This is a genomic window from Brevibacterium sp. UCMA 11754 (genome assembly GCF_021532275.1).
Lineage (GTDB): Bacteria > Actinomycetota > Actinomycetes > Actinomycetales > Brevibacteriaceae > Brevibacterium.
In genome coordinates this window covers 37,547-58,797 of record NZ_JACBOT010000007.1, presented here as the reverse complement: position 1 = coordinate 58,797, position 21,251 = coordinate 37,547, and the positions used below count along the sequence as shown (strand labels likewise).

Genomic DNA, 21,251 nt, shown 5'->3' with positions numbered 1-21,251 from the left:
ACACGAGAACTGTCGTTCGGCACTGTCGGCCCGACCCACTCACTCACTGGACTTGGACAGATGACTACTGGCAACCTCGGCGAACTGCTGTCGTGAACGCCATGACAGGCCCAGATACAGAAGGAATGAGGCGAGGAACGACGGGATCGTCGCGCCCATCGGACTCGGGAATGCATAGGTGAGCAGGTAGGACACAATGGCGCCGACTATCCACACGGCGACTGCGGCCCAATTGACACCACGCGTGTAGGAGTAGATACCTCCGGCGTCACTCAAGATGTCTCTCGTATAGGTCCGGCGCTTAATGATGTAGTAATCGACGATGAGGATCGCGAACACGGGAACGAAGAAGGCCCCGATCATTGTGAGGAAGTCGGTGTACTGGTCGAGCAGGGCCAACCAGGTCGATCCGAGAATCGAGACGATCCCGAGCACCAATGCCACGGGCAGGAACTTCAGCTTCGTCCGCCTCTGCGCGCCGACGACCGAATTGACCATCCCATAGACAACCATCGTGTTCGTCGCCATCACGGACAGGAAGATGACGATCGCCAACGCCCACCCGAATTCCGCGGCCAGCGCAGTCGGGTCGAAGGGAGCCGCGTCTGCGCCGTCGAGGAGGATGTAGCTGAAGGCGGTGAGACCGAGGACCATAGCAAGCACCGTGGAAGCGATATAGCCGAGGCCCGAACCGATGATCCCTGACTTCTGACTCTTGGCCAGGCGGTTGAGGTCACCAGAGAGCACAGTCCACGAGATCGCGGTCGAGATGACGATGTCGAGAGCGAGCACCGGGGTGAATTCCAGACTGGGATCGGCCTGAATCGCAGTGTATTCGCTCGGTGAGTGCCCGCTGAAGGCGATGACGAAGACATAGGCCATGACCAACAGAATGAGGAGCGCGAACCAAGGTTCGGCCTTCTCAATGCCCTCATGCCCGAGGATGGCAAGCCCGACGACCAGGGCCTGGCACAGAACGGAGAAGAGGATCGGGTTAGAGAATCCGGTCGTCTGCGCGACGACGAAGTTGACGCTGATGCCGGCGAGCATGGCTTGAACCCAGCTCCAGCCCATGAGGATGACGACGTTGGCTGCGACAGGCAGATAGCTGCCCTTGGGTCCGAATGCTCCCCTGGTGATCGCCATGGTGGCCAGGCCGGTGCGGGTGCCGATATTCCCGATCAGAGTGAGCACGATTGTGCCGATGATCGTGCCTGCGATGATGACGATGACGGCGGTGACGTAGTCGATGCCCGGGACGAAGAGTGTGCCGGTGAGCATAGTTGTCACGACGAGGTTGGCGGCCAACCAGATCATGAACATTCGCCTGGTGCCCAAGTGCCCGCGGACGACTCCGGAGTCGTCGCTTCCGGATTCCAAGCGCGATTCGAGGCTGCGGTACCAGTTCACTGGGCGACCACCTCGGCGACCTTAGGCTCTGCATCAGCGGACGCAGCGTCGGGGACAGTCGACAGGTGTTCGTGGATCGCCAGGAGTTTTCCGTCGCCGAGGTGGCGGAAGATGATGCTCTCACGTTCCCGATACGATTCCGTGCCTTCCCTCGTCGTCACCGTCGTATCGACGGTGTGAGAGAAGACCGCTCCGCCCGGGAACGTCTGCACGAGCCTGTCCGAGGAGACGCAGTCGGCGACTGACCATCCGTCGGCTATCCATGAGTTCCAGGTCTTTTCGTACTCCGCACGTGAGTCCAAGCGGTTGTTCTCGGGGTGGAAGATGAATGTGGCGTCGGGGGCAAAGGCTGCGAAGTAGGCCTTCGCATCGGTCGTCGCAAAGGCGGCGACGATGGCGTCGGCGGCGCGAAGCACCTCGGCGTGGCTGGGTTCATTCACATCGCTGGGCATGACGATCGTCAACTTTCTCTCTTGCAGGTTCTCGCGGCCGGTCGCGGGTTCTCGCGGGTTCTCGCAGGTTCTCGCAGCCAGCCGCAGGCAGAGCTGATGGGCCGAGTAAAACTCTAGTGATTTGGTGACCCAGCACACTGTACGCAGTGGAGTGATTTTCGAGTTGACCATCCACTGCGGACTGCACCACCGACCACCCGCAGCGGCACACTCCACGCCCAAGCCGCTGCCTGCATTGCGAGATAGCGCTGTCAGCAATTGAGATTTCGCTTAGGTTGAGGAGCATGTGACGTGAGGCTGCATCCGCAGCTCCCGCCGCAACCGTGCGTCGATGATCGTCAGAGTGAAGATGAAGGAGACACTGCTTCCATGAGTGCGGAACTGATCTGCGTGATCGTCCTCGGCCTGATGTTCGTCATCGGCACTTGGCGTGACATCAACATGGGCCTGCTGGGCTTCGTCGCAGCGGCAGGAGTCGGCGGACTCGTCCTCCACCAGGCCCCAGAGGAGTTCCTCGCCGGCTTCCCCGTCGACCTGTTCCTCACCCTTGTGGGACTGACCTATCTGTTCGGCTTCGCCCAGAACAACGGCGTCATCGAAGTCATCGTCAATTGGTGCGTCAAGCTCGTCGGCGGTCGGACAGCGCTCATGCCGTGGATCTTCTTCGCCCTCACCGCGATCCTCATCTCTTTGGGTGCGCTCTTCGCCGTGGCCATCATCGCGCCGCTGGCGTTGTCGTTCGCACGTAAACATCGGATCAACCAGTTCATGGTCGGCCTCCTCGTCGTCCACGGTGCACTGGCCGGGGCTTTCTCCCCCATCAGCGTCTACGGCATCTTCATCAACGACTACCTGGCCAAGAACGGTCTGACTCCGACACCGTTGTCCCTATTCTTGGCGCCGCTGATCTTCAACCTGGTCTTCGCTCTCGTCGTCTACTTCGTCCTTCATCGGCGACCTGGATTGCGCGCCGAGGCGGACGACGCCCTGTCCGCCGAAACCGAGAGTCCCGGCACCATCAGATTGACTCGGAGTCAGGTGCCGACCCTGATCGGACTCATCGCGATGGCTCTGTCCGTGCTGATCTTCAGCTGGGACGTCGGGATCGTGACGATCACAATCGCCGTCGTCCTCACCTTCATCAATCCGGCAGCGGGTAAGGCTGCGATGACCAAGGTGTCATGGTCGGTCGTCATTCTCATCACCGGAGTCCTCACCTACATCGCCGTGCTCCAGGCCGCGGGCACCGTCGAATGGGTCTCGGCCGGGATCTCGGCCATCGGCATCCCGCTGCTGGCTGCCCTGCTGCTCTTCTACATGTCGGGCCTCATCTCTGCACTGGCGTCATCTTTGGCGATCATCGGCGTCGTCATCGCCCTGGCCGTGCCGTTCCTCGAATCAGGTGACGTGCATGTGGGCGGCTTCGTCGCCGCGCTGGCGATCGCGGCAACCATCGTCGACATCAGTCCGTTCTCGACCAATGGTGCGATGCTGTTGGCCAATGTGCACTCTACGATCCGCGATCGCTACTACAAGCAGATGATCGGCTATGCCGGCCTCATGTGCCTCATCGGTCCTGGATTGGCCTGGGTAGTCGCAGCGGTGCCGACGATTCTCACGAGGTGAGTGCTGACCTGTCGAGGCTGCTGACCATGTGAAAGCCCTGGCCCGGCGTCCGTTCGTCTCGCCCAGGTCTCTCAACTCACCAGGCTTGAGTCCCTCGGTGCAACAATGCAGTATGAACGATCCGTTTTGGCACGAACTCCTCGAGCGAGTGCGACAGGACACCCCGCAGCTTCTCAACGACTTCATCGCCGAACTTGCGCAGCTTGAGGGCTACGCCCACGATCGCGTTCCTGTCTCCGATCTCACCGGAACCGCTGAACAGGTCTTCGACCTCTTCCTCCGGCGGCTCTCCACCGCTGAACATATGGCCGACGAATCGTCCCTTCCAGATGCTTTGGGACGACGACGTGCCAGACAGGGCCTGCGAGTCGATCAGTTCACTGAGGCTGTGCGCATCAACTTTCGGGTGCTGTGGCGAGCACTTCATCGGGCCGCGCAGCCAGATCTCACCGGCGTGCTCATGGACTACGGGGAACGCGTCCTCGACGTTGTGGAACGTTATGCGACGGAAGTGCAGCGGTCCTTTCTCAACGAGACGGGGGAAATGGCGCGTTCGCGCAGAACCGCCCGCGAACGCGCCCTGACAAAATTGTTCTCCGGTCACGCCGACGATGACGACGTCAGTGCCATCGCCACGGTTCTCGGCATGAGAGACGACGGTGAATTCGAACTCATTGCAATTCCCACCAAATTCATCACCGATGATCTGGAGCAGAGCTTCTCGACCCTTGAGGCACATTCGTACGAAGACGAACGGATGACCTATGTGTTCCGTCATCGGCGCAAGCTGATCAGCCTGGTCGACGAACTGCCCGAACTCGCAGGCGGATACATCTCGAAGGTCGACGGTTTGGGGCAGGTGTCACGGGCAGCGGCACTGGCCAAACACCTCGGCGAGCTTCATCCTGGTCGCTCTGCAGTCACTTTGAAGGAAGGATTCGCCGCCATCGCCCGCACCGCGATGGAGACCATCATCAGAGGCTTCGAGCATGAACTGCTCGGTGACTTTGCCAGCTCGGTGGGCGAAAAGCCCACTGAGAAGTTGAAGCGTCTGGCCACAACCGTCGCCGCCTACCTGGAGAACGGCTCGGTTCAGGAGGCGGCGGACTCGCTCTATGTCCACAGGAACACCGTGTTCAAACGTCTGCAGTCCTTCCACGACATCACCGGTTTGGACGTGACCATTCCCCGTGATGCGGCGATCGCACTGATCCTGACGCAGGACACGCAACGGTACTGACCGACGCTGTCCGGGCCAGAGGTTCACATGCACACCACGGTGCTCAAAGCCGAGACATTCATCCAATGACCATCTATCCGCGCTCCCCTAGTCTCGAATCAGCACCCCACACCTCAACGAGTTGCACTCGAAGGAGAGCCAATGATCACCAACGACGCACAACAACGGATCCTCGCGGCAGTCGACGCCCAATTCGACCAACAGTTGGCCGCGACCGCCGAGCTGGTGAATTCGCCGTCCAGACGTGAGCATGAGGAGCCCGCACAGGATCTCATCGAGTCCCGTCTGCAGAACCTCGGCCTCGACGTCGACCGATGGATCATCGATTCCCCCGAGCTGGAGGCCCACCCCGGCTTCGGTCCCTCCACCGTCGACTACACGGGGATGACCAATATCGTCGGTACCTACCAGCCCGCCCAGGACAGCGGGAAATCCCTGATCCTCAACGGCCACATCGATGTCGTGCCGCAGGGTCCGGAGGACAGATGGTCGCGCTCACCCTGGGACGCCGAGGTGGTCGACGGGTGGATGTACGGCCGCGGTGCCGGTGACATGAAGGCAGGTCTGATCGCCAATCTGTTCGCATTCGACGCTATCCGTCAGGCCGGTTTCGACCTCACCGGCCGTGTGCACCTCCAGTCCGTCGTCGAGGAGGAATGCACCGGAAACGGGTCCTTGGCCGCCCTGCTGCGCGGATACACCGCAGACGCGGTCATCATCTCAGAGCCCGAGGAAGATGCCCTGGTCAGAGCCAATGTGGGGGTTCTGTGGTTCACGGTCCGAGTCAGCGGCAACCCCACTCATCCACGCGAGATGGCCAATGGCTTCAACGCCATCGATGCCGCGTTCGACGTGATGCAGGCTCTGCGCGTTCTCGAACAGGCATGGAATGACAGGAAGGGTGAGCACCCGTATTTCGAGGACCTCGATCACCCGATCAATTTCAACTTCGGTGAGATCCGCGGCGGCGACTGGCCCTCGAGCGTGCCTGCCTGGTGCGAACTCCAGGTCCGCGTCGCCACCTACCCCGGAACCAACGCCGATGAGGCCTGGGCCGAAGTCGAGAAATGCGTGACCGATGCCGGAGCCGGACGGTCAGCGGACGGCGGCTCCTCAGCTCGCCCGACGTTTGAAACGGTCCTGACTCCGAACGGCTTCTACGCCGACGGCTACGTCCTCGAGCCCGGCAGTGATGCCGAAGAGCTGCTCGAACGCACCCACCGGGAGGCCTTCGACGCCGAGCTCACCAGCTTCACCACTCCCGGTTATCTCGACGGTCGAGTCTTCGTCAACTACGGACAGATGCCGACCCTGGTCTATGGTCCCGTCTCGGAGAACATCCACGGATTCGACGAGCGTGTGAGCATCGAATCGGTGCGCAGGTGCACGAAATCCATGGCGCTCTTCATCGCCGAGTGGTGCGGCATCGACGAATAGGTGTCGTGGGATCGACGAATAGGTGACGCGGCATCGGCGAATAGTCCGGCACCTTGATTCAGGAGACCGCACTGGTCGATTCAGGAGACCGCACCGACGAGCTTCACATGCTCCCGTTTGTCTGGAAGTTCCCGTGCCACGATAGGGCCTCACCCAGCAGGTGCGGAGTGTGGCGTCCGTTCGGGCTCTCTGCGATGGCCCGGTCCAGATAGTCGCCGAGGCGGTCCCGGTAGCTCGGGTGCGCGCAGTTGGCGATGATTGTGCGTGCTCGTGCCACCGGGGAGAGTCCGCGCAGATCGGCCAGTCCCTGCTCGGTGACGAGGATCTGGGTGTCGTGTTCCGTGTGGTCGATGTGGCTGGCGAAGGGCACGATCGAGGAGATCGCTCCGTCTTTTGCCAAGGAGTTCGACACGAAGAAGTTGAGGTAGGCATTGCGAGCGAAGTCGCCGGACCCGCCGATGCCGTTGATGATGGACGAACCCATCACGTGGGTGGAGTTCACATTGCCGTAGATGTCGGCTTCGACCATCCCGTTGATCGCAATGACGCCGAGGCGGCGGATGGCTTCCGGATGGTTCGACATCTCCTGGGTGCGCAGGAGGATGCGTCCCTTGTAGGACTCGATGTTCTCGTTGAAGTCGGCGGCGCGCTCGGCCGAAAGCGAGAAGGCTGTGGCCGAGACGGAGGCGAGCTTGCCGTTGTCGATGAGATCGAGCATCCCGTCTTGGATGACCTCGGTGTAGGCGCTCAGTCCTTCGAATTCGCTGTCAGCAAGGTTGCCCATGACGGCGTTTGCGACGTTGCCGACGCCCGATTGCAGCGGCAGCAGCTCTGCAGGCAGCCTGTCGGCCTTGATCTCGTGGCGCAGGAAGTCCACGAGGTGGGAGGCGATGGCCTTCGAATCTTCGTCGGCGGGTTTGAACGGCAGGTTCCGATCGGGTGCGTTCGTCTCAACGACGGCAACGACCTTGGATGGGTCCACGCGCAGGTATGGGTCGCCGATGCGCTGCATGGGCTCGAGGAGCTGAATGGGTAGGCGCTCGGGCGGGCGGCGGGTGCCGTAGTAGACGTCGTGGAATCCTTCGTAGGCGCGCGGGTGCCAGGAGTTGACCTCGAGAATGACCTTGTCGGCCAGGTCGAGCCATGTCTTCGAGTTGCCCACCGAGCTGCCGGGGACCAGCAGACCGTTGGGCAGGATCGCTGCGACTTCGACGACGGCGACGTCGAGGTTTCCGTAGAAGCCGAACCACGCCTGCTGCGCCGAGTGGCTGAGGTGTGTGTCGACGTATTCGGTGTCGCCGGCGTTGATCGACTTCCGCATTGCCGGGTCGGACTGGAAGGGCAGTCGTTTGCTCACGGCGCCCGCCTCGGCGAGGACTCCGTCAAGTTCGGGTGCGGTCGAGGCGCCGGTCCACAGCTCGATGCCGAAGTCACGACCGGCATCGTGCTCAGTGCGAGCCTGCGCTGCAATGGCACCGGGCACCGACTTCGGGTATCCCGAACCGGTGAATCCACTCATGGCGACGCAGTCGCCGTGACCTATGTGAACAGCCGCTGCCTCTGCGGTGACGACCTTCGAACTCAGGTCGGGGCACGTAATTCTCGACATTCACATGAGTTTATCGGACGCTTTTTGTATCACTTCAGCCCGGCCAGGAACTCCCCCGCCCCAATCGCAATCTTCGCCTCGGCCTCCACGCCGACGGCGAGCATGTCCTCGTCGACGTCGAAGCGTTCGGTGTGGTGGCCCCAGGAGGTGTCCATGCCGATCTGGACGTAGGTCGCCAGGCCGCCGCGTTCCTTGACTCGCTTCATCATCGCCGTCGCGTCCTCGGATCCGCCCAGTCCACCGGTGTCGCTGATCTCGGCGACTCCGTCGACACCCTCGAAACAGGTCCGGATATAGGGCAAGAGCTCCGGACTCGGTGATTCCTGGTCCGCCTTGCCGACTACACTCGACTCGAAGTCGACGTCGTACATCCTCGCAGCACCAGCAATGACGTCCTGCGCCCGCTCGAACATGAATTCGTTGATCTCGCTCGACTCGCCGCGCGTTTCGACCCTGAGCGTCGCTGCCCTGGGCACGACATTGCGGCCCTCACCAGCATGGAAGGTGCCGACGTTGATGCGACTGGCGCCCTCGGAGTGCCGGGGTATCGCATGCAGGCTCAACGTCGCCGAGGCGGCCGCGAGAAGCGCGTTCTTGCCTTTCTCGGGGTCTCCCCCGGCGTGTGATCCGACGCCGGTGAAGGTCACGTCGAGCTTCGTGCTCGCCAGGTACCCATCGGACCCGGTGAGCACGTCGCCCTTCTCATCATCGGATTTCAGGTGGGTGGCGACGAACAGGTCCACATCGTCGAACCAGCCGGCGGCCACGATCGAATGAGCACCACGCACCCCCTCCTCGGCGGGTTGGAAGATGATCTTCACTGTCCCGGTCAGTTCGTCACGACGCTGGGTCAGCAAAGTGGCCAAACCCAATCCGATGGCGGCATGGCCGTCGTGACCGCACCCGTGCATGGCACCCTCGTTGACCGAGGCGAATCCTTCGGCGAAGGGCCGATGGGTCTCATCTGCCAGTTCCACCAGATCGTTGGAGTCGATGTCGAAGCGGAAGCACACGACGGGCCCGGGCCGTCCGGTCTCCAACAAGCCGAGGACACCGGTGAATCCGTCACCCATCGCCTCGACGAGCTCCGGGTCCGCGCCCTGCGACACCGCCCGATCGCGTTCACCTGCGAGCACCTCGGCGTCGGGCACCCCCAGCCGAGAATCAGCGTCGTGGAGTTCGGGACCGTACACCGTGTCCCATCCCAAGTCACGCAACACAGCGATGATCGCCGAGGTGGTCCGGAACTCCGTCCAACCCGGTTCCGCATACTTGTGGAAGTCTCGTCGCCAAGCTCTCAGTTGGGTCGTCAGTTCCGGTGTCAACGTCATAGTGGGGTCCTTGGATCGGTGGCTGAAACTCCTCCGTTCGAATGGTAGTCCTCCTCAAATGAGAACGGTGCTGACGGCTCCTCGGTGAGATGAGCTGCCGGTTCATCCTGCGGGGCCGTCACCCCAGGGGTATGACCAGAATGTCGATCGGCCTCCCGCGCCGCAGCCGCCTCGGCGCGGGACCTGCGCACTGTCGTCAGTGCCAGGCTGGGCACCGGGATGAAGACAATGACAGCCAGGAGCAGCACCAGGGTGAAGATCATAATCGCGTCGATGAGTGAGGTGCCGATGGCGATCGCACCCACGACGATCGCAGGCAGGCCCGCTCCCGTGTAGAACGCGAGATAGAGGGCAGCAGTGATTCCAGCGCGGTGACGCGACGGGGTGAGCATGTCGATCTCCCGGTTTGCTCCCCAATAGCTCAATCCGTGCCCGGTACCTGTGGCGACGGCAGCGGTTGTCATGAGGACAAGTGCCGTGGCGGCACCCAGACTCGGCAGGTTGGAACTGAGCAGCAAGGCAGCTCCGAGCCCCAAGAGTGTCAGGCCGATGGTCTGCGCGGCCCGTGGCTGGAGTTTCGGAGCCAGGAGCTGACTAGCAGCGGAGATGACGAGCACGGTGCCGACGATGAGTCCCGAGGTCAGCGTGCTCGATTCGGGCAGGGTCGTCTCGGTCATCGAGGGCAGCAGAGCGAGGAAGAGCCCGAGCAATGCCCAGCCGAGCAGCCCGGTGACAGCAGCTATGTAGAAGCTAGAGCGCATCGGTCCCGGCACCGACGGCCAGGTCGGCCGCCAGCGCTGCCGGGTCATGGGGCTGTGGAAACGCAGGGTGATCACGAGCAGACCGGTGACGATGAGGAGAGCGAGCATCACCCAGAAAGGTGCCACCAGTGACGTGGTTCCCGACGTGGGCCCGGCGGTCATCTCAGATACGACGCCGGCGATGATAGGTCCCGCTCCTGTACCGAGCACGAAGGACATGGTGGCTGCGGTCGACCCGAGCCATGCGCGGCGGGCGGGTGAAGCTTCGACCATGAGTGCGATGCCGGCGCCCGTTCCCAGTCCCAAACCGACACCGGTGAGCACACGTCCGGCGAAGAGTCCGCTCACCCCGATCGTGTCGACAGTGAACAGGGCGGTGCCGACGCTGACACTTCCGATTGCTGCGAGCAGCACCGGTTTGCGACCAAAGGCATCGGCGGCTGAACCGAACAGGAGCAGGGCGGGCAGACAGCTGATGACGTAGGTCGCATACAGCGCGGTCATCGTCCAATCCGTCATGGCGTAGGCGAATTTGAAGTGAGGATACAGCGGGCTGGCGAGGTTAGCGGCGGCAGACAATGCGAAAAGCACGGCGGCACCGATCCACAATTGTCGCCTCGACCCTCTGATGCGAGCGTATTCGGGCAAGCAGAAACCTCCTTCTGAACGTGGTGCCTATCGAGCAGCAAAGAGCAGAGCTGCCCTCAGGTGTCATTGGAACGCCAAGATCGAAACGGACCCTGAGCGCGTGTGCATCAATGGGTTCAGCACATTCGTTCAGGCTCTGGTGGCGCCCTAAGACCAGGGTGCGGTGCATGAAGTAGTGTTGTCTATCGTAAGAAAGAACAGGATACCGTTCGAGGGAATCGAATGATTGACAATCGCCTCATGATGTTGAGCATGATCGCCAGGCACGGCACGGTCACCGCCGCCGCTGAAGCATTGCGTTACTCGCCTTCGACTGTCTCCCACCAGATCAAACAGCTGGCAACGGAATTGGGCGTCACTCTCCTCGAGCAGCGCGGTCGCAACATTCGGCTGACGCCTGCGGCACACTCATTGCTCGGGCACTTCGACGTCATGGCTGCCGAATGGGAGCGGGCTCTGGCGGACATCGACGCCTATGTTACGACCGTCACCGGATCAATCACTCTCTGCGCGTTCTCCACCGCGGCGAGCATCCTGCTGCCACAAACCATGCGTGCTCTCACTGCAGAGTTCCCACACCTCGCCACGCAGACCATCGAAGCCGAACCAAGCGAGTGCTACGACCTACTGCTCTCAGGAGAAGTCGATCTGGGTATCGTAGCCGTGACGACCGAGACGCCGACGGGAGCCGATGATCGCTTCACACAGAAGTTCCTCGCCGATGATCCTCTCGATCTCATGGTCCCTCTCGACCATCACCTGGCAAATCATGCATCGGTCACGATCGCCGACGCCAAGGAAGAGACGTGGATACTCGGCCGACCGGGCACGACCTACCATCAGCTGGTGGTAGCCAACTGCGCCAGTGCCGGATTCACTCCCCGAATCGGCCATTACGCCAACGACTGGAACACCGGCACTGCCCTCGTTCACGACGGATTCGGCGTCTGCGTCGCCTCTCGCCTCTCCCGGTCTCAGGATCTCCATCCCGTTAGGCGCATCCCTCTTTCCGGTGAACACGCACCCACGCGCCATATCGCCGCGGTCACTCGTGCAGGAGCCGAGAGCCGACCGACGATTCGCTTCGCCCTCGAACTCCTGTCTTCGGAGACACAGAAAGTCATGACCCAGCTCGGCAGAGACCTCGGCTAGGAACTCTGCGCGGTGGTCAGACACTCACAGGAACGGGCGCATTGGCCGCAGCGCAGCTTCGACGACGTGGGCCACCGGGTGACGGTCCAACCAGTCACGGCCAAGGACGCTGCTGTGCTCGGCGTCGCTGAGGAAGGTCTTCTCCACCTCGGCGGCAAAGTCGGGATCGATGACTTCGACATTGGTCTCATAGTTGAATGACAGTGAGAGACGGTCGATGTTCGCGGTGCCGATCGTCGACCATTTCCCGTCAACTGTGGCGATCTTCGAGTGGATCATGGCCGCGTCGTAGAGCAGAACTGTGACCTCGGTGCGCAGCATCTCTTCGAAGAATCCTCGTGAGAGATAGTCGCCGAGGATGTGGTTGGATTCCCGGGGCACCATGACCCGCACATCGACTCCGCGGCCGGCCGCGTCGATCAGTGCCTTGAGGAGCTGCTGATCGGGGATGAAGTACGGTGTCGTCAGCCAGATCCGGTCCTGCGCGCGTTCGAAGGCGTTGATGTACATCGCGCGGATCGGGTAGACGAGCTGGATCGGCAGGTTGGCTGAGACCCGAAGCTTCGACTCCCATGCGGTCGGTGCGACCCATTCGATCTGCTCATCGGAGTCATGGAATTCGTTCCACACCTGCGCGATGGACTGGCGCAGCCCCCAGGTGCCGGGTCCGGCCGCTTTGAGGTGGGTGTCCCTCCAGTGACGAGCGTAGAGCGAACCGATATTGAAGCCGCCGACGAAGGCGACGTCGTCGTCGATGACGAGGATCTTGGAGTGGTTGAACCCGGTTTGACGCACCGGCCCCTTCCAGAGCTTCCTGGCCACCGGCAGCCGCAGAACCTTGATCGATTCGTCGAGCTGGTCGTAGAAGGACCGGGGAATGGTCAAGTTGGCGAAGCCGTCGTAGATCAGGTGGATGTCGACGCCGCGCTCGGCTGCTGCGTTGAAGGCGTCGATGAACTTCTGGCCCACCTCGTCGTTCTTCCAGATGAAGGTCTCCATCTGAATCGACTCCGTCGCGGACCCGATCTCATCCAGCATGTCATCGTAGAGCGTCGATCCGTCTGTGTAGATGCTCAGATCGGAGTCCTCGACGCGGGTGTGGAACGTCCCCGGCCGTGGCGCCTTGCGCTGTTTGCGACCACGCTTCTGCACCAGGTCGATGGCCATCGATGCACCAATGGTGAGGGGAACGGCGCAGGCGAGCCCGGCAGCAGCCCAGGGTGCGATGGTGCGGAGACGTTGTATTCCCTGACGTAGGTTGCGTGGAGTAGATCCCATAACGGTTGAGTCTAACTGCTCCCGATTCTGGGCAACGTTAACCTCATACCCAAGAATGAGGGCTATCGTCGGCACCAGGTGCCCGGATACGGCACGTCGTTGCACTGTTCTAGGAGGAACGAATCATGGCTCAATCAGTCAAGGTACCCCAGCCAGCCGGAACGAAGACCACAAAGGCCGAGAACGCGGAACATGGCTTCACAGCCTCCCCCGCTCTGGCCAAGAATATGCAGTCCGTCCTCGTCGACTTCATCGCCCTGCAGCTGGTCGCCAAGCAGGCTCATTGGAACATCGTGGGCCCAAACTTCCGCGACCTGCACCTCAACCTCGATGAGGTTGTGGACATTGCCCGCACGGGTTCTGACAGCATTGCCGAGCGGATGAGAGCCCTGCATGCCACCGCCGACGGTCGCCCCAGCGTTGTTGCCGAGCAGTCATCGCTGCCGGAATTCCCGGCCGGAGAGATCACGACTCATGACGCCATCGACCTCAGCGTGCGCGCCGTCGAAGCCACGGTCGCGACCATGCGCAAGGTCCACGACGAAGTCGATGAGGCCGACCCGACCACGGCAGACATCTTCCATGAGTTCATCTCACAGCTGGAGCAGCAGGCATGGTTCCTCAGCGCGGAGACCCGCTCCCCGTCGAACTGACATGACGGACCGTCACCCGTGACGGTCCGCAAACTGACAACCACCGGTGATCACGTCGCAGGCAGACATGATCACCGGTGGTTTTTCTCTGTCCTCAGCACTGCGCACGGTCCGTACAAATCCAGCACCGCCGCCGAGGTGGCTCTCCGTCAGCGGAGGTCGATGTCCTGGCCGCGGTCCCCGATTGGACGGGCACCGAATATCCGCCGATCCGCCTCGGCGATGGTGACATCGTTGATGCTTGCCTCGCGACGGGACATGAGACCATCACCGGTGAATTCCCACAGTTCGTTGCCGTAGCTGCGCCACCACTGGCCGGTCGCGTCATGCCATTCGTACTGAAAGCGCACGGCAATCCGATCATCGCTGAACGACCACAGACTCTTGCGCAGGGCGTAGTCGAGTTCGCGTTCCCACTTTTTGGTGAGGAAGTCGACGATCTCCGCGCGACCGGAGAGGAACTGATCGCGATTGCGCCACACCGAATCCGGTGTGTACGCCAGCGAGACCTTCTGCGGGTCGCGCGTATTCCACGCATCCTCGGCACTCTGCACCTTCTGTGCGGCGGTGTCGGCGGTGAAAGGCGGGACAGGCGGGCGAGCCTGGGACATGACGGTTCCTCTCTGAGTCAATGACGTCTGGAGTCACCAGCTACTGTAGCCCCGCACCTGGCCCGGCGCTGGACGTTGCGGATGACTCTGTGACACGTTTGCCGACAACGCACTGCGGCGCCCCTACCCTGGAGTGGGTTGGGCGCCGCAGTGGTGTCTCAGCAGGTCAGGTGAAGATGCTCACTCCACCCGGACCGACGAGGCAACCGACCACGATGAGGATGACTCCCCAGAGGATCTGTTTGCGGAATATCGCGAAGATGCCCGAAATGACGAGCAGTGCTGCGATGATCCAGAGAATGGTAGCCATAGTCTTGTCCCTTCCCTAACTGTTGAACACTTGGTGTTGCACCCACAGGCTTATGAACCTAATGGGAGTCTGAGGCTCTCTCAGTGCCGCGGGGTGTCCGGGTCCTCGAAGGTCCTCTGCTCAGTGGGCCGAGGATCGTAGATACGAGGATCGTCCTCAGCGGCACGCGGATCGCCCTCGGGCCGAGGAGCACTACCATCCGCAGCTGGACGGTTGCCGCCCATACGGTAATCGTCCTCGACCGGCTGGTTGTCATCCGCCACTGGGCGACCATCGTCGACAGGTCGATCGCCGAGGCGATCACCGGGCTCGCGGCCTGCACCGTTGTCGGCAAAGCGCGGATCCTGTCCGGCGGGCGCCTGACGCTGGTCAGCGACCCGAGGGTCGTGGGCAACCGGAGGCTGCTGGGCCTGTGGCTGCTGGCCCTGTGGCTGTGGCTGCTGCTCCTGTGGTGCCTGACCCTGATCAGCGAAGCGAGGATCGTTGGCGACCGGAGGCTGCTGAGCCGGTGGTGCCTGACCCTGATCAGCGACCCGTGGGTCGTGACCCGCGTTTTGCTCATCGGCAACGGGGCGACCGTCATCGACGGGACGCTGATCAGCAGCACGAGGATCGTGGCCGGCATGACGATCGTCCGCAACCGGACGGCCATCGGCAACCGGGCGACCATCGTGGTGGCGATCATCCGCAACAGGTCGACCGTCATCATGACGTTCATCGGCAACCGGACGGTCGTCATGGTCACGGTCGTGTCCGTCACCGTCATGACCGGCCACTGCACCGGCACCCGCACCAGCGGCTGCACCGGCACCGGCGGCACCGGCGCCAGCGGCTGCACCGGCACCGGCGTTCTTGTTGCCGTGCTTGTCGACGTCGGGATCGAGCTCATCGGCGTGCTTAAGCTGGCGTTCCTGTTCGAGACGCTTCTCCTGGGCAAGACGATCGCGTTCAGCGGCGTCAGCGTCGAGCTTCTCAGCTTCAGCCTGCTTGCGCTTAGCCTCTGCGGCCTGAACCTCAGCGTCGGCATCGGCCTTCTTGGCCTCGGCCTTGCGGTGTTCGGCGTCCGCTTCCCGAGCATGTACTTCATGCTCGGACTCAGCAGTCTCCTGACGGATCCGGGCGGCCTCCTTGCGCTGGTGTTCGCGCTTCTTAGCTGCGGCCTTACGGCTGACCGCGATGATGATGCCGACGACAATCAAAATAACGACGATCGCAACGACTATCCAGATAATGGTAGTTGTACTCATGCGCTCTCTCCTTGCTGCCTATTCGGTTCTCATTGATCATGTGGATCCGATCAACAGGATGATTTCATATTTGCACGGCAATTCACCCCTGACAAGCGCTTGAACAGTAACGACTTCGGCGTGTCGAGTGCCCCAGAGCCCAAATAGGCCCTTTTATTGCACCTTTAGGCCATCTAGTGTTAGCAGAATGCGAGAGAACCGATCTGATGCGGCTGCGTTACCCGGCTCGAGCGCCACGGCAGCGATCTGCTGGATTCTCGCCGGCGTCGTCTATCTCCTCGCCGAGGCCCTTGCCGCATCTGCATTCCCTGACTATTCATATGCGATGAATTACATCAGCGATCTCGGCGTGCCCGATGTCGAGATGTTGGGTGATCGGGCCATTAATTCGCCGCTGCATGTGTTCATGAATATCGCCTTCCTCGTCCACGGTTTCCTTTTCGTGACGGCGTCCATATATACGGCGCGCGGATCGCGACTTCCCCTGCGTTTGCCGATTATCGCCCTCGGCATTGCCCATGCCCTCGGCATGGTCCTCATTGCCGTGGTCAACGGCGGAGCGCACAACAACAGCCTCGGGCTGGGAGGGATCCACCTCCTCGGCGCGTTCCTCGCCTTCGTCGGTGGGCACCTGACCGCGATCTGTATCGGACTTTCCCTGCTGAAGCGCCGCAATCACCTCGTGCGCGGCAGCAGCCTGATCGGTGTCTTCAGCCTTGTGATCGGCCTCGTCGGTGTCCTCGGCATCGTCATGCTCCAGGTCGACGTCCGGGTCATTCCCGGAATCATCCTGGCCGACGGCACATGGGAGCGTATCGGTATGTACTCGATCGTCGTGTGGGAGATGATCATCGGCATCGTCCTCATTCGTGACCAGAAAGTTCACCGTGCGCAGCCGAAGGTCCCCGCCCTAGACTGACCGCAGATCCCAACGGAACGAGTCCGTTCTCGAAAGGTGACCAGATGCCAACCGACAGTTCGCAGACCACGACCATCCGAGAGCTCGCAAGTACGCATGGTCTCGACATCGATCCTGAGACCATCAACGTCAATGAGCTGGGCCTCGACTTCCAAGTCGCCATCGCCGAGGCGGTCGACGGCCAGTCCTGGGTGCTGAGGATCCCCCGTCGCCCGGACGTCACCGACCGAGCCGCCGTCGAGGGCCGTTTCCTCCGTGCCATCGCGCCCCACCTGAGTGTCGCAGTCCCCAATTGGCAGATCCATACAGAAGACCTCATCGCCTATCCGCTGCTGCCCGGTGCTCCCGGACTCACGATCGATGACCAGGGCCAGCCGCAGTGGCATTTCGACGTCGAGTCGGGCGAATACATCCAGTCCCTCACAGATTTCCTCGCCGAGCTCCACTCCGTCGACCCCGCGCTCGTGCGTTCCTCGGGCATTGATGAGTTCTCCCCCGCCGAGGTGAGACAGCGTAAACGCGATGACATCGCTCGCGTTGTGGCCGAGTTCGATGTGGCTCAGAGTCTGCGTGAGCGGTGGGCTGCGTGGCTCGACGATGATGCCTTTTGGCCCACCTTCACCACGGTCACCCACGGAGAGGTGTATCCGGCACACCAGCTCATGGATGGGGCGAGAAACCTCAGCATCCTTGACTGGACCACTGCTGCTATCGGCGACCCGGCCAGGGACTTCATGTTCCACCATGCCAGCGTCTCGGCGCAGGCATTCGATGCGACGATCCATCACTACGTGGAGAAGGGCGGCCAGGTGTGGCCGAAGTTCGCCGAACACTGCGGCGAACTGTTCTCCACCTCGCCGGTCGAACTCGGGCTCTACGCACTGCAGACGGGCGACGCTGGCCATATAGAGGCAGCGAAGGCACAGTTGAATCCCACCGAATGAAGGAAGCGCAGGTTCGATATGAGTACCGAAAACTCCAACACCGCCAAGACTGAAACACTGACCACAGATATCATCGTCATCGGCGGTGGTCCTGTCGGTGAGAACGCGGCCCAGTACGCAACCGAAGACTCCGATCTTGAAGCGATCATCATTGAAGAGGAGCTGCTGGGCGGAGAGTGCTCCTACTATGCATGCATCCCTTCGAAGACGATGCTTCGTCCCATTGAACTTGCCCACGTGACCCAGCACCTGGATGGTCTCACCGGTGCTCATATCGATGCTGATGCAATTCTGCAGCGACGCGATGAGTGGGTCTCTCATTACGATGACAAGGGCCAGATCGACTGGGCGCAGGGTGCTGGCCTGCGGGTAGAACGCGGCCACGCACAGCTGATCGGCGAACGGACAGTCCTGATCAACGAACCGAATCCGGTGGTCGTTCAAGCGCGACATGCGGTTGTCATTGCCACCGGTTCTCAGCCGACCGTGCCTCAGACTTTTGTCGATGTCGCACCCTGGCTCTCCCGTGACGCGACCGGCGTCAGGGAGGTGCCGGATTCGCTGATCATCGTCGGTGGCGGTGTCGTTGCAGTGGAAGCCGCAACGTGGATGGCAGCACTTGGCACTCGCGTACGCATGCTCGTGCGTGGTCAGGGCCTTCTGTCCGGTCAGGAACCGTTCGCAGGAGAGCACGTCGCCAAGGCACTCGAGAGTGCAGGAGTCATCATCGACCGGGAAACCAAGGTTGAGGCCTGCTACCGTCCTGGTGCCGAAGACACCGGGCTGGGCCAGGTCCACGGTGGGCAGGTCACAGTCCAGACACTCGGCCCCGCCGGAGAGTCCACAGTCACAGCGGATGAGATCCTCGTGGCAACGGGCCGAGAGCCTCGGCTCAACGAGCTCGGACTTGAGAGCCTGGGACTCGCTGACGAGGACATCGCAGCGGGACACCTGCCCGATTGGCTGTATGCCGCCGGCGATGCCAGCAGTGAAGCACCGCTGACTCATTGGGGCAAATATCGTGCACGCGTCATCGGCGCACAGATCCGTGACCGTGCTACAGGCGAAGAATCCGAGTCCGTCCCCGAAAATGTTCCGGTCCCTCAAGTCGTCTACAGTGATCCGCAGGTTGCCTCGGTGGGAATGACAGAGGCGGATGCCCGGAAGCGTGGGCACGAGATTGAAGTATCCCAGCTGCCGTTCACCGGCAGCGCAGGCACCTCACTTCTGCGCGATGATGCCGAGGGAACGGCACAGATTGTCGTCGACGCTCGTACCGGCATGCTCCTCGGAGCCACATTCGTCGGCCCGGAGGCCGCCGAACTGATTCACCCAGCGACGGTGGCGATCGTCGGGCAGGTACCTGTTCATGTTCTGCGCCATGCGGTTCCGAGTTTCCCAGCAGCTTCTGAACTGTGGCTGCCGTTGCTGGAGGGACTGCCTCGGAGAATGCGGTTGACTCTCTCACCATGATCGAGACCGGATGCCACTACCCTTGGGGTCATGGACGATTTCGTCAAAGAACACGCCGGGTCTCCACGAGGATTCTTTGCCGCCGAGGCTGCCGGTCTGAATTGGCTGGCCGAACCTGACGTTGTTCCCGTGGTTGCAGTCATCGATCACGATAGGAACAGTCTGCGACTCGACCGCGTCGAAGAATCCAGCCCGGATGCGCATTCGGCCTTCGGATTCGGTCGACGGCTCGCCTTGCTGCACGACTCCGGTGCTCCGGCGTTCGGCTGGGCACCAGCAGAGCCTGCGTGGTTCGGTCCGCTCGACTCTCCATTCGAAGTTGAAGTCGCCTCGTGTGCCTCGTTCACCGAGTTCTGGGTGGAGACCAGGTTGGAACCGGTGGCGACCGACATCGCCAATCAGCTGTCGAAAGACGAACAAGCAACCATCACCTCGGCGATCGAAGCCATCTCTACCGGAATATTCGACGGAATCGCCGGTATCGGAACGGAGAGACCAGCGAGAGTCCACGGCGACCTCTGGGCAGGAAACCTCATGTGGACGCCATCTGGCTGTACCCTCATCGACCCTGCCGCCCACGGTGGGCACCGCCTTGAGGACCTCGCGATGTTGGCGCTGTTCGGCACACCATTCCTCGATGACATCTTCGCCGGCTATGAGGCAGTTCATCCACTGCCAGACGGCTGGCGAGATGACCTACCAGTACACAACTTCTTCGCGTTGCTCGCGCATGTAAAGCTGTTCGGCACTGGGTTCTTGGGGCAGACCCTTTCCGCCGCACGAGCGACTATCGACCGTGCGGAGACGTTGGGACCCTGACTTCACACGGCTGTTTGGCAGGCATGCGCCGTGAGTGTTGGCCGTTCACTGACGGCAGGTGATGGTGGCGACAGCATGATTTCTACCGTTGATGCCGAATCACCTACGTGCCTGCAATTGCCATCCTCAGCACCTCAATAGCACCATTCAAACGCAACAATTTAAGACATCTTTGGCAGGAGGCATCTCTAGAGGAATGAGCACAGCCCCTCCCCTTGCAGGTGAGATACCGGCACAAGAGAACAAACAACTGAGCTCAGACGTGCGTTAGTCCAAACATTACTCAGTGATCCGGAACAGCCAATAGAAGATGGTTTTCAGTGCGCTCACTTCACTGCGACATAAACCTTGTCAGCGAACATGTCGGGGTTGACTGCCAGTACCCCGGCCTCGGCATCTTCTGAGGGAATCTGAATGGCAATCGACCCGGATGTCGTCGCACCGTTGTACATGTTCTCCATGTCGTCGAGCGCATTCGGCGCTACCACCATGTCGTCGAGACCGTCGAAAGTATTTCCGCCCACGGACACGTATTCAAAGGTAGCCATCGGCATCTCACCATCGGGCGCGTCACCTGTATACGTCATCTCGACATCAACCATCATGTACTGGTTGCCAGAGTCCGGCTTCTCGTTGAACTCATTTTCTGCAAGGACTTCGTCAGTAGCGTCCAACGTGACGTTGGTGATCGTCATATCCCACGCGTCACTGCTGATCTTAGTTCCGATAGAGTACGGGTTCTCTCGGGTACCTTCTTCGGCTCCGGCTTCCTCTGCTTCCCCAGCTTCCGCTACAACTTCTTCGGCTGGCGCTTCCGCTGAGACATCATCACTGAACGCATCGTCGAACGAAGAAGCGACCACAAAGAGGAACACAAGAATCGCCACTATGGTTCCAACGACCGATAAGATCAACGCCGCAATGGAGAGGCCCTTTCCACCTTTGAGGAAAAACGAAATGATTGCCAACAGGAATGCGATTGGAAGAAGAACCCATCCCATAATCAGTGCGCCTGGAATACACGCGAATATGAACCCTACGATGGCGATTATGAACGCGACGATGCCCATCACATTCTTCTTACGTTTCCGTGCTGGAGGGACGAAACTTCCACCCGGGTACTGTCCGTTGGCACCGTATGTATTGGCACCGTCGTATGGCGGCACACCACTGGCTTGCTGCATGGCGGGATCCTGGTTCTGAGGAACCTGAGGCTGCCCCTGGATCGGGCTCTGTGGCGGACGACTGTTGGGATCAAAGCTCTGGCTCATGCTACCTCGGTACTAGAAGATTCAACTTTCCTTTAGAATACCCGTCGAAAAACATGGCCA

At 61.2% G+C, this 21,251-nt stretch carries 19 protein-coding genes; 10 read left to right on the top strand and 9 right to left on the bottom strand.

Annotated features, from left to right (window positions below; all coding sequences use genetic code 11):
* Positions 1 to 39 precede the first annotated feature (39 nt).
* Complete coding sequence (locus tag HX613_RS03855; RefSeq protein WP_235344160.1) at positions 40 to 1,410, bottom strand: purine-cytosine permease family protein; 1,371 nt, start codon at positions 1,408 to 1,410, stop codon at positions 40 to 42.
* The gene (locus tag HX613_RS03850) at positions 1,407 to 1,874 is read right to left on the bottom strand and encodes a YybH family protein (RefSeq protein WP_235344159.1); all 468 of its coding nucleotides are present in this window, start codon (positions 1,872 to 1,874) and stop codon (positions 1,407 to 1,409) included. Before HX613_RS03850 ends, HX613_RS03855 begins: the two co-directional genes overlap by 4 nt.
* A 357-nt stretch (positions 1,875 to 2,231) precedes the next feature.
* Here HX613_RS03850 and HX613_RS03845 point away from each other — a divergent pair, with 357 nt between their 5' ends.
* The 3 genes from HX613_RS03845 to HX613_RS03835 all read left to right on the top strand — a co-directional run bounded on the left by HX613_RS03845 (position 2,232) and on the right by HX613_RS03835 (position 6,165).
* Positions 2,232 to 3,488 (top strand): SLC13 family permease, encoded by a 1,257-nt coding sequence (locus HX613_RS03845; protein ID WP_235344158.1) that lies wholly within the window; start codon positions 2,232 to 2,234, stop codon positions 3,486 to 3,488.
* Positions 3,489 to 3,600: 112 nt separating this feature from the next.
* On the top strand, positions 3,601 to 4,728 hold the full coding sequence (locus HX613_RS03840) for a helix-turn-helix domain-containing protein (RefSeq protein WP_235344157.1): 1,128 nt from the start codon (positions 3,601 to 3,603) through the stop codon (positions 4,726 to 4,728).
* 141 nt (positions 4,729 to 4,869) lie between these two features.
* Entirely contained in the window at positions 4,870 to 6,165 is a 1,296-nt protein-coding gene (locus HX613_RS03835; protein WP_235344156.1) for an ArgE/DapE family deacylase, read from the top strand.
* A gap of 103 nt (positions 6,166 to 6,268) precedes the next feature.
* On the opposite strand, the gene HX613_RS03830 is transcribed toward HX613_RS03835, so the two are convergent.
* From HX613_RS03830 to HX613_RS03820, 3 genes are read right to left on the bottom strand one after another with little or no spacing between them, the layout of a single operon-like run.
* Positions 6,269 to 7,774 carry an acetyl-CoA hydrolase/transferase family protein gene (locus tag HX613_RS03830; protein WP_235344155.1) on the bottom strand — a complete coding sequence of 502 codons (1,506 nt, stop codon included), beginning with the start codon at positions 7,772 to 7,774 and terminating at the stop codon, positions 6,269 to 6,271.
* Between the two features lie 29 nt (positions 7,775 to 7,803).
* On the bottom strand, positions 7,804 to 9,105 hold the full coding sequence (locus HX613_RS03825; protein ID WP_235344154.1) for an amidohydrolase: 1,302 nt from the start codon (positions 9,103 to 9,105) through the stop codon (positions 7,804 to 7,806).
* A complete protein-coding gene (locus HX613_RS03820) occupies positions 9,102 to 10,514 on the bottom strand; it encodes an MFS transporter (protein ID WP_235344153.1) in 1,413 nt (470 codons plus the stop codon). Before HX613_RS03820 ends, HX613_RS03825 begins: the two co-directional genes overlap by 4 nt.
* Before the next feature lie 222 nt (positions 10,515 to 10,736).
* Here HX613_RS03820 and HX613_RS03815 point away from each other — a divergent pair, with 222 nt between their 5' ends.
* Complete coding sequence (locus HX613_RS03815) at positions 10,737 to 11,666, top strand: LysR family transcriptional regulator (RefSeq protein WP_235344152.1); 930 nt, start codon at positions 10,737 to 10,739, stop codon at positions 11,664 to 11,666.
* Between the two features lie 24 nt (positions 11,667 to 11,690).
* On the opposite strand, the gene HX613_RS03810 is transcribed toward HX613_RS03815, so the two are convergent.
* Positions 11,691 to 12,944 carry a phospholipase D-like domain-containing protein gene (locus HX613_RS03810; RefSeq protein ID WP_235344151.1) on the bottom strand — a complete coding sequence of 418 codons (1,254 nt, stop codon included), beginning with the start codon at positions 12,942 to 12,944 and terminating at the stop codon, positions 11,691 to 11,693.
* A 125-nt stretch (positions 12,945 to 13,069) separates the two neighbouring features.
* Here HX613_RS03810 and HX613_RS03805 point away from each other — a divergent pair, with 125 nt between their 5' ends.
* Positions 13,070 to 13,597: a Dps family protein gene (locus tag HX613_RS03805; RefSeq protein ID WP_143921168.1), complete on the top strand. Its 528-nt coding sequence runs from the start codon at positions 13,070 to 13,072 to the stop codon at positions 13,595 to 13,597.
* Positions 13,598 to 13,746: 149 nt separating this feature from the next.
* Here the strand turns inward: HX613_RS03805 and HX613_RS03800 are convergent, their stop codons facing one another.
* Both HX613_RS03800 and HX613_RS03795 read right to left on the bottom strand, forming a co-directional pair.
* On the bottom strand, positions 13,747 to 14,208 hold the full coding sequence (locus HX613_RS03800; protein ID WP_235344150.1) for a nuclear transport factor 2 family protein: 462 nt from the start codon (positions 14,206 to 14,208) through the stop codon (positions 13,747 to 13,749).
* Between the two features lie 166 nt (positions 14,209 to 14,374).
* Entirely contained in the window at positions 14,375 to 14,518 is a 144-nt protein-coding gene (locus HX613_RS03795) for a GPGG-motif small membrane protein (RefSeq protein ID WP_198395240.1), read from the bottom strand.
* A gap of 83 nt (positions 14,519 to 14,601) precedes the next feature.
* On the opposite strand from HX613_RS03795, the gene HX613_RS03790 reads away from it, so the two are divergent.
* The 5 genes from HX613_RS03790 to HX613_RS03770 all read left to right on the top strand — a co-directional run bounded on the left by HX613_RS03790 (position 14,602) and on the right by HX613_RS03770 (position 19,920).
* Positions 14,602 to 15,801 carry a hypothetical protein gene (locus HX613_RS03790; protein ID WP_235344149.1) on the top strand — a complete coding sequence of 400 codons (1,200 nt, stop codon included), beginning with the start codon at positions 14,602 to 14,604 and terminating at the stop codon, positions 15,799 to 15,801.
* Between the two features lie 151 nt (positions 15,802 to 15,952).
* On the top strand, positions 15,953 to 16,684 hold the full coding sequence (locus tag HX613_RS03785; protein ID WP_235344148.1) for a DUF998 domain-containing protein: 732 nt from the start codon (positions 15,953 to 15,955) through the stop codon (positions 16,682 to 16,684).
* Positions 16,685 to 16,728: 44 nt separating this feature from the next.
* Positions 16,729 to 17,628 (top strand): macrolide 2'-phosphotransferase, encoded by a 900-nt coding sequence (locus HX613_RS03780; protein WP_235344147.1) that lies wholly within the window; start codon positions 16,729 to 16,731, stop codon positions 17,626 to 17,628.
* Between the two features lie 18 nt (positions 17,629 to 17,646).
* Complete coding sequence (locus HX613_RS03775; protein WP_235344146.1) at positions 17,647 to 19,101, top strand: dihydrolipoyl dehydrogenase family protein; 1,455 nt, start codon at positions 17,647 to 17,649, stop codon at positions 19,099 to 19,101.
* Positions 19,102 to 19,131: 30 nt separating this feature from the next.
* Positions 19,132 to 19,920, top strand: a complete 789-nt coding sequence (locus HX613_RS03770) for a fructosamine kinase family protein (protein ID WP_235344145.1) — start codon at positions 19,132 to 19,134, stop codon at positions 19,918 to 19,920.
* A gap of 326 nt (positions 19,921 to 20,246) precedes the next feature.
* On the opposite strand, the gene HX613_RS03765 is transcribed toward HX613_RS03770, so the two are convergent.
* Entirely contained in the window at positions 20,247 to 21,191 is a 945-nt protein-coding gene (locus HX613_RS03765; protein ID WP_235344144.1) for a DUF4190 domain-containing protein, read from the bottom strand.
* Positions 21,192 to 21,251: the final 60 nt, after the last annotated feature.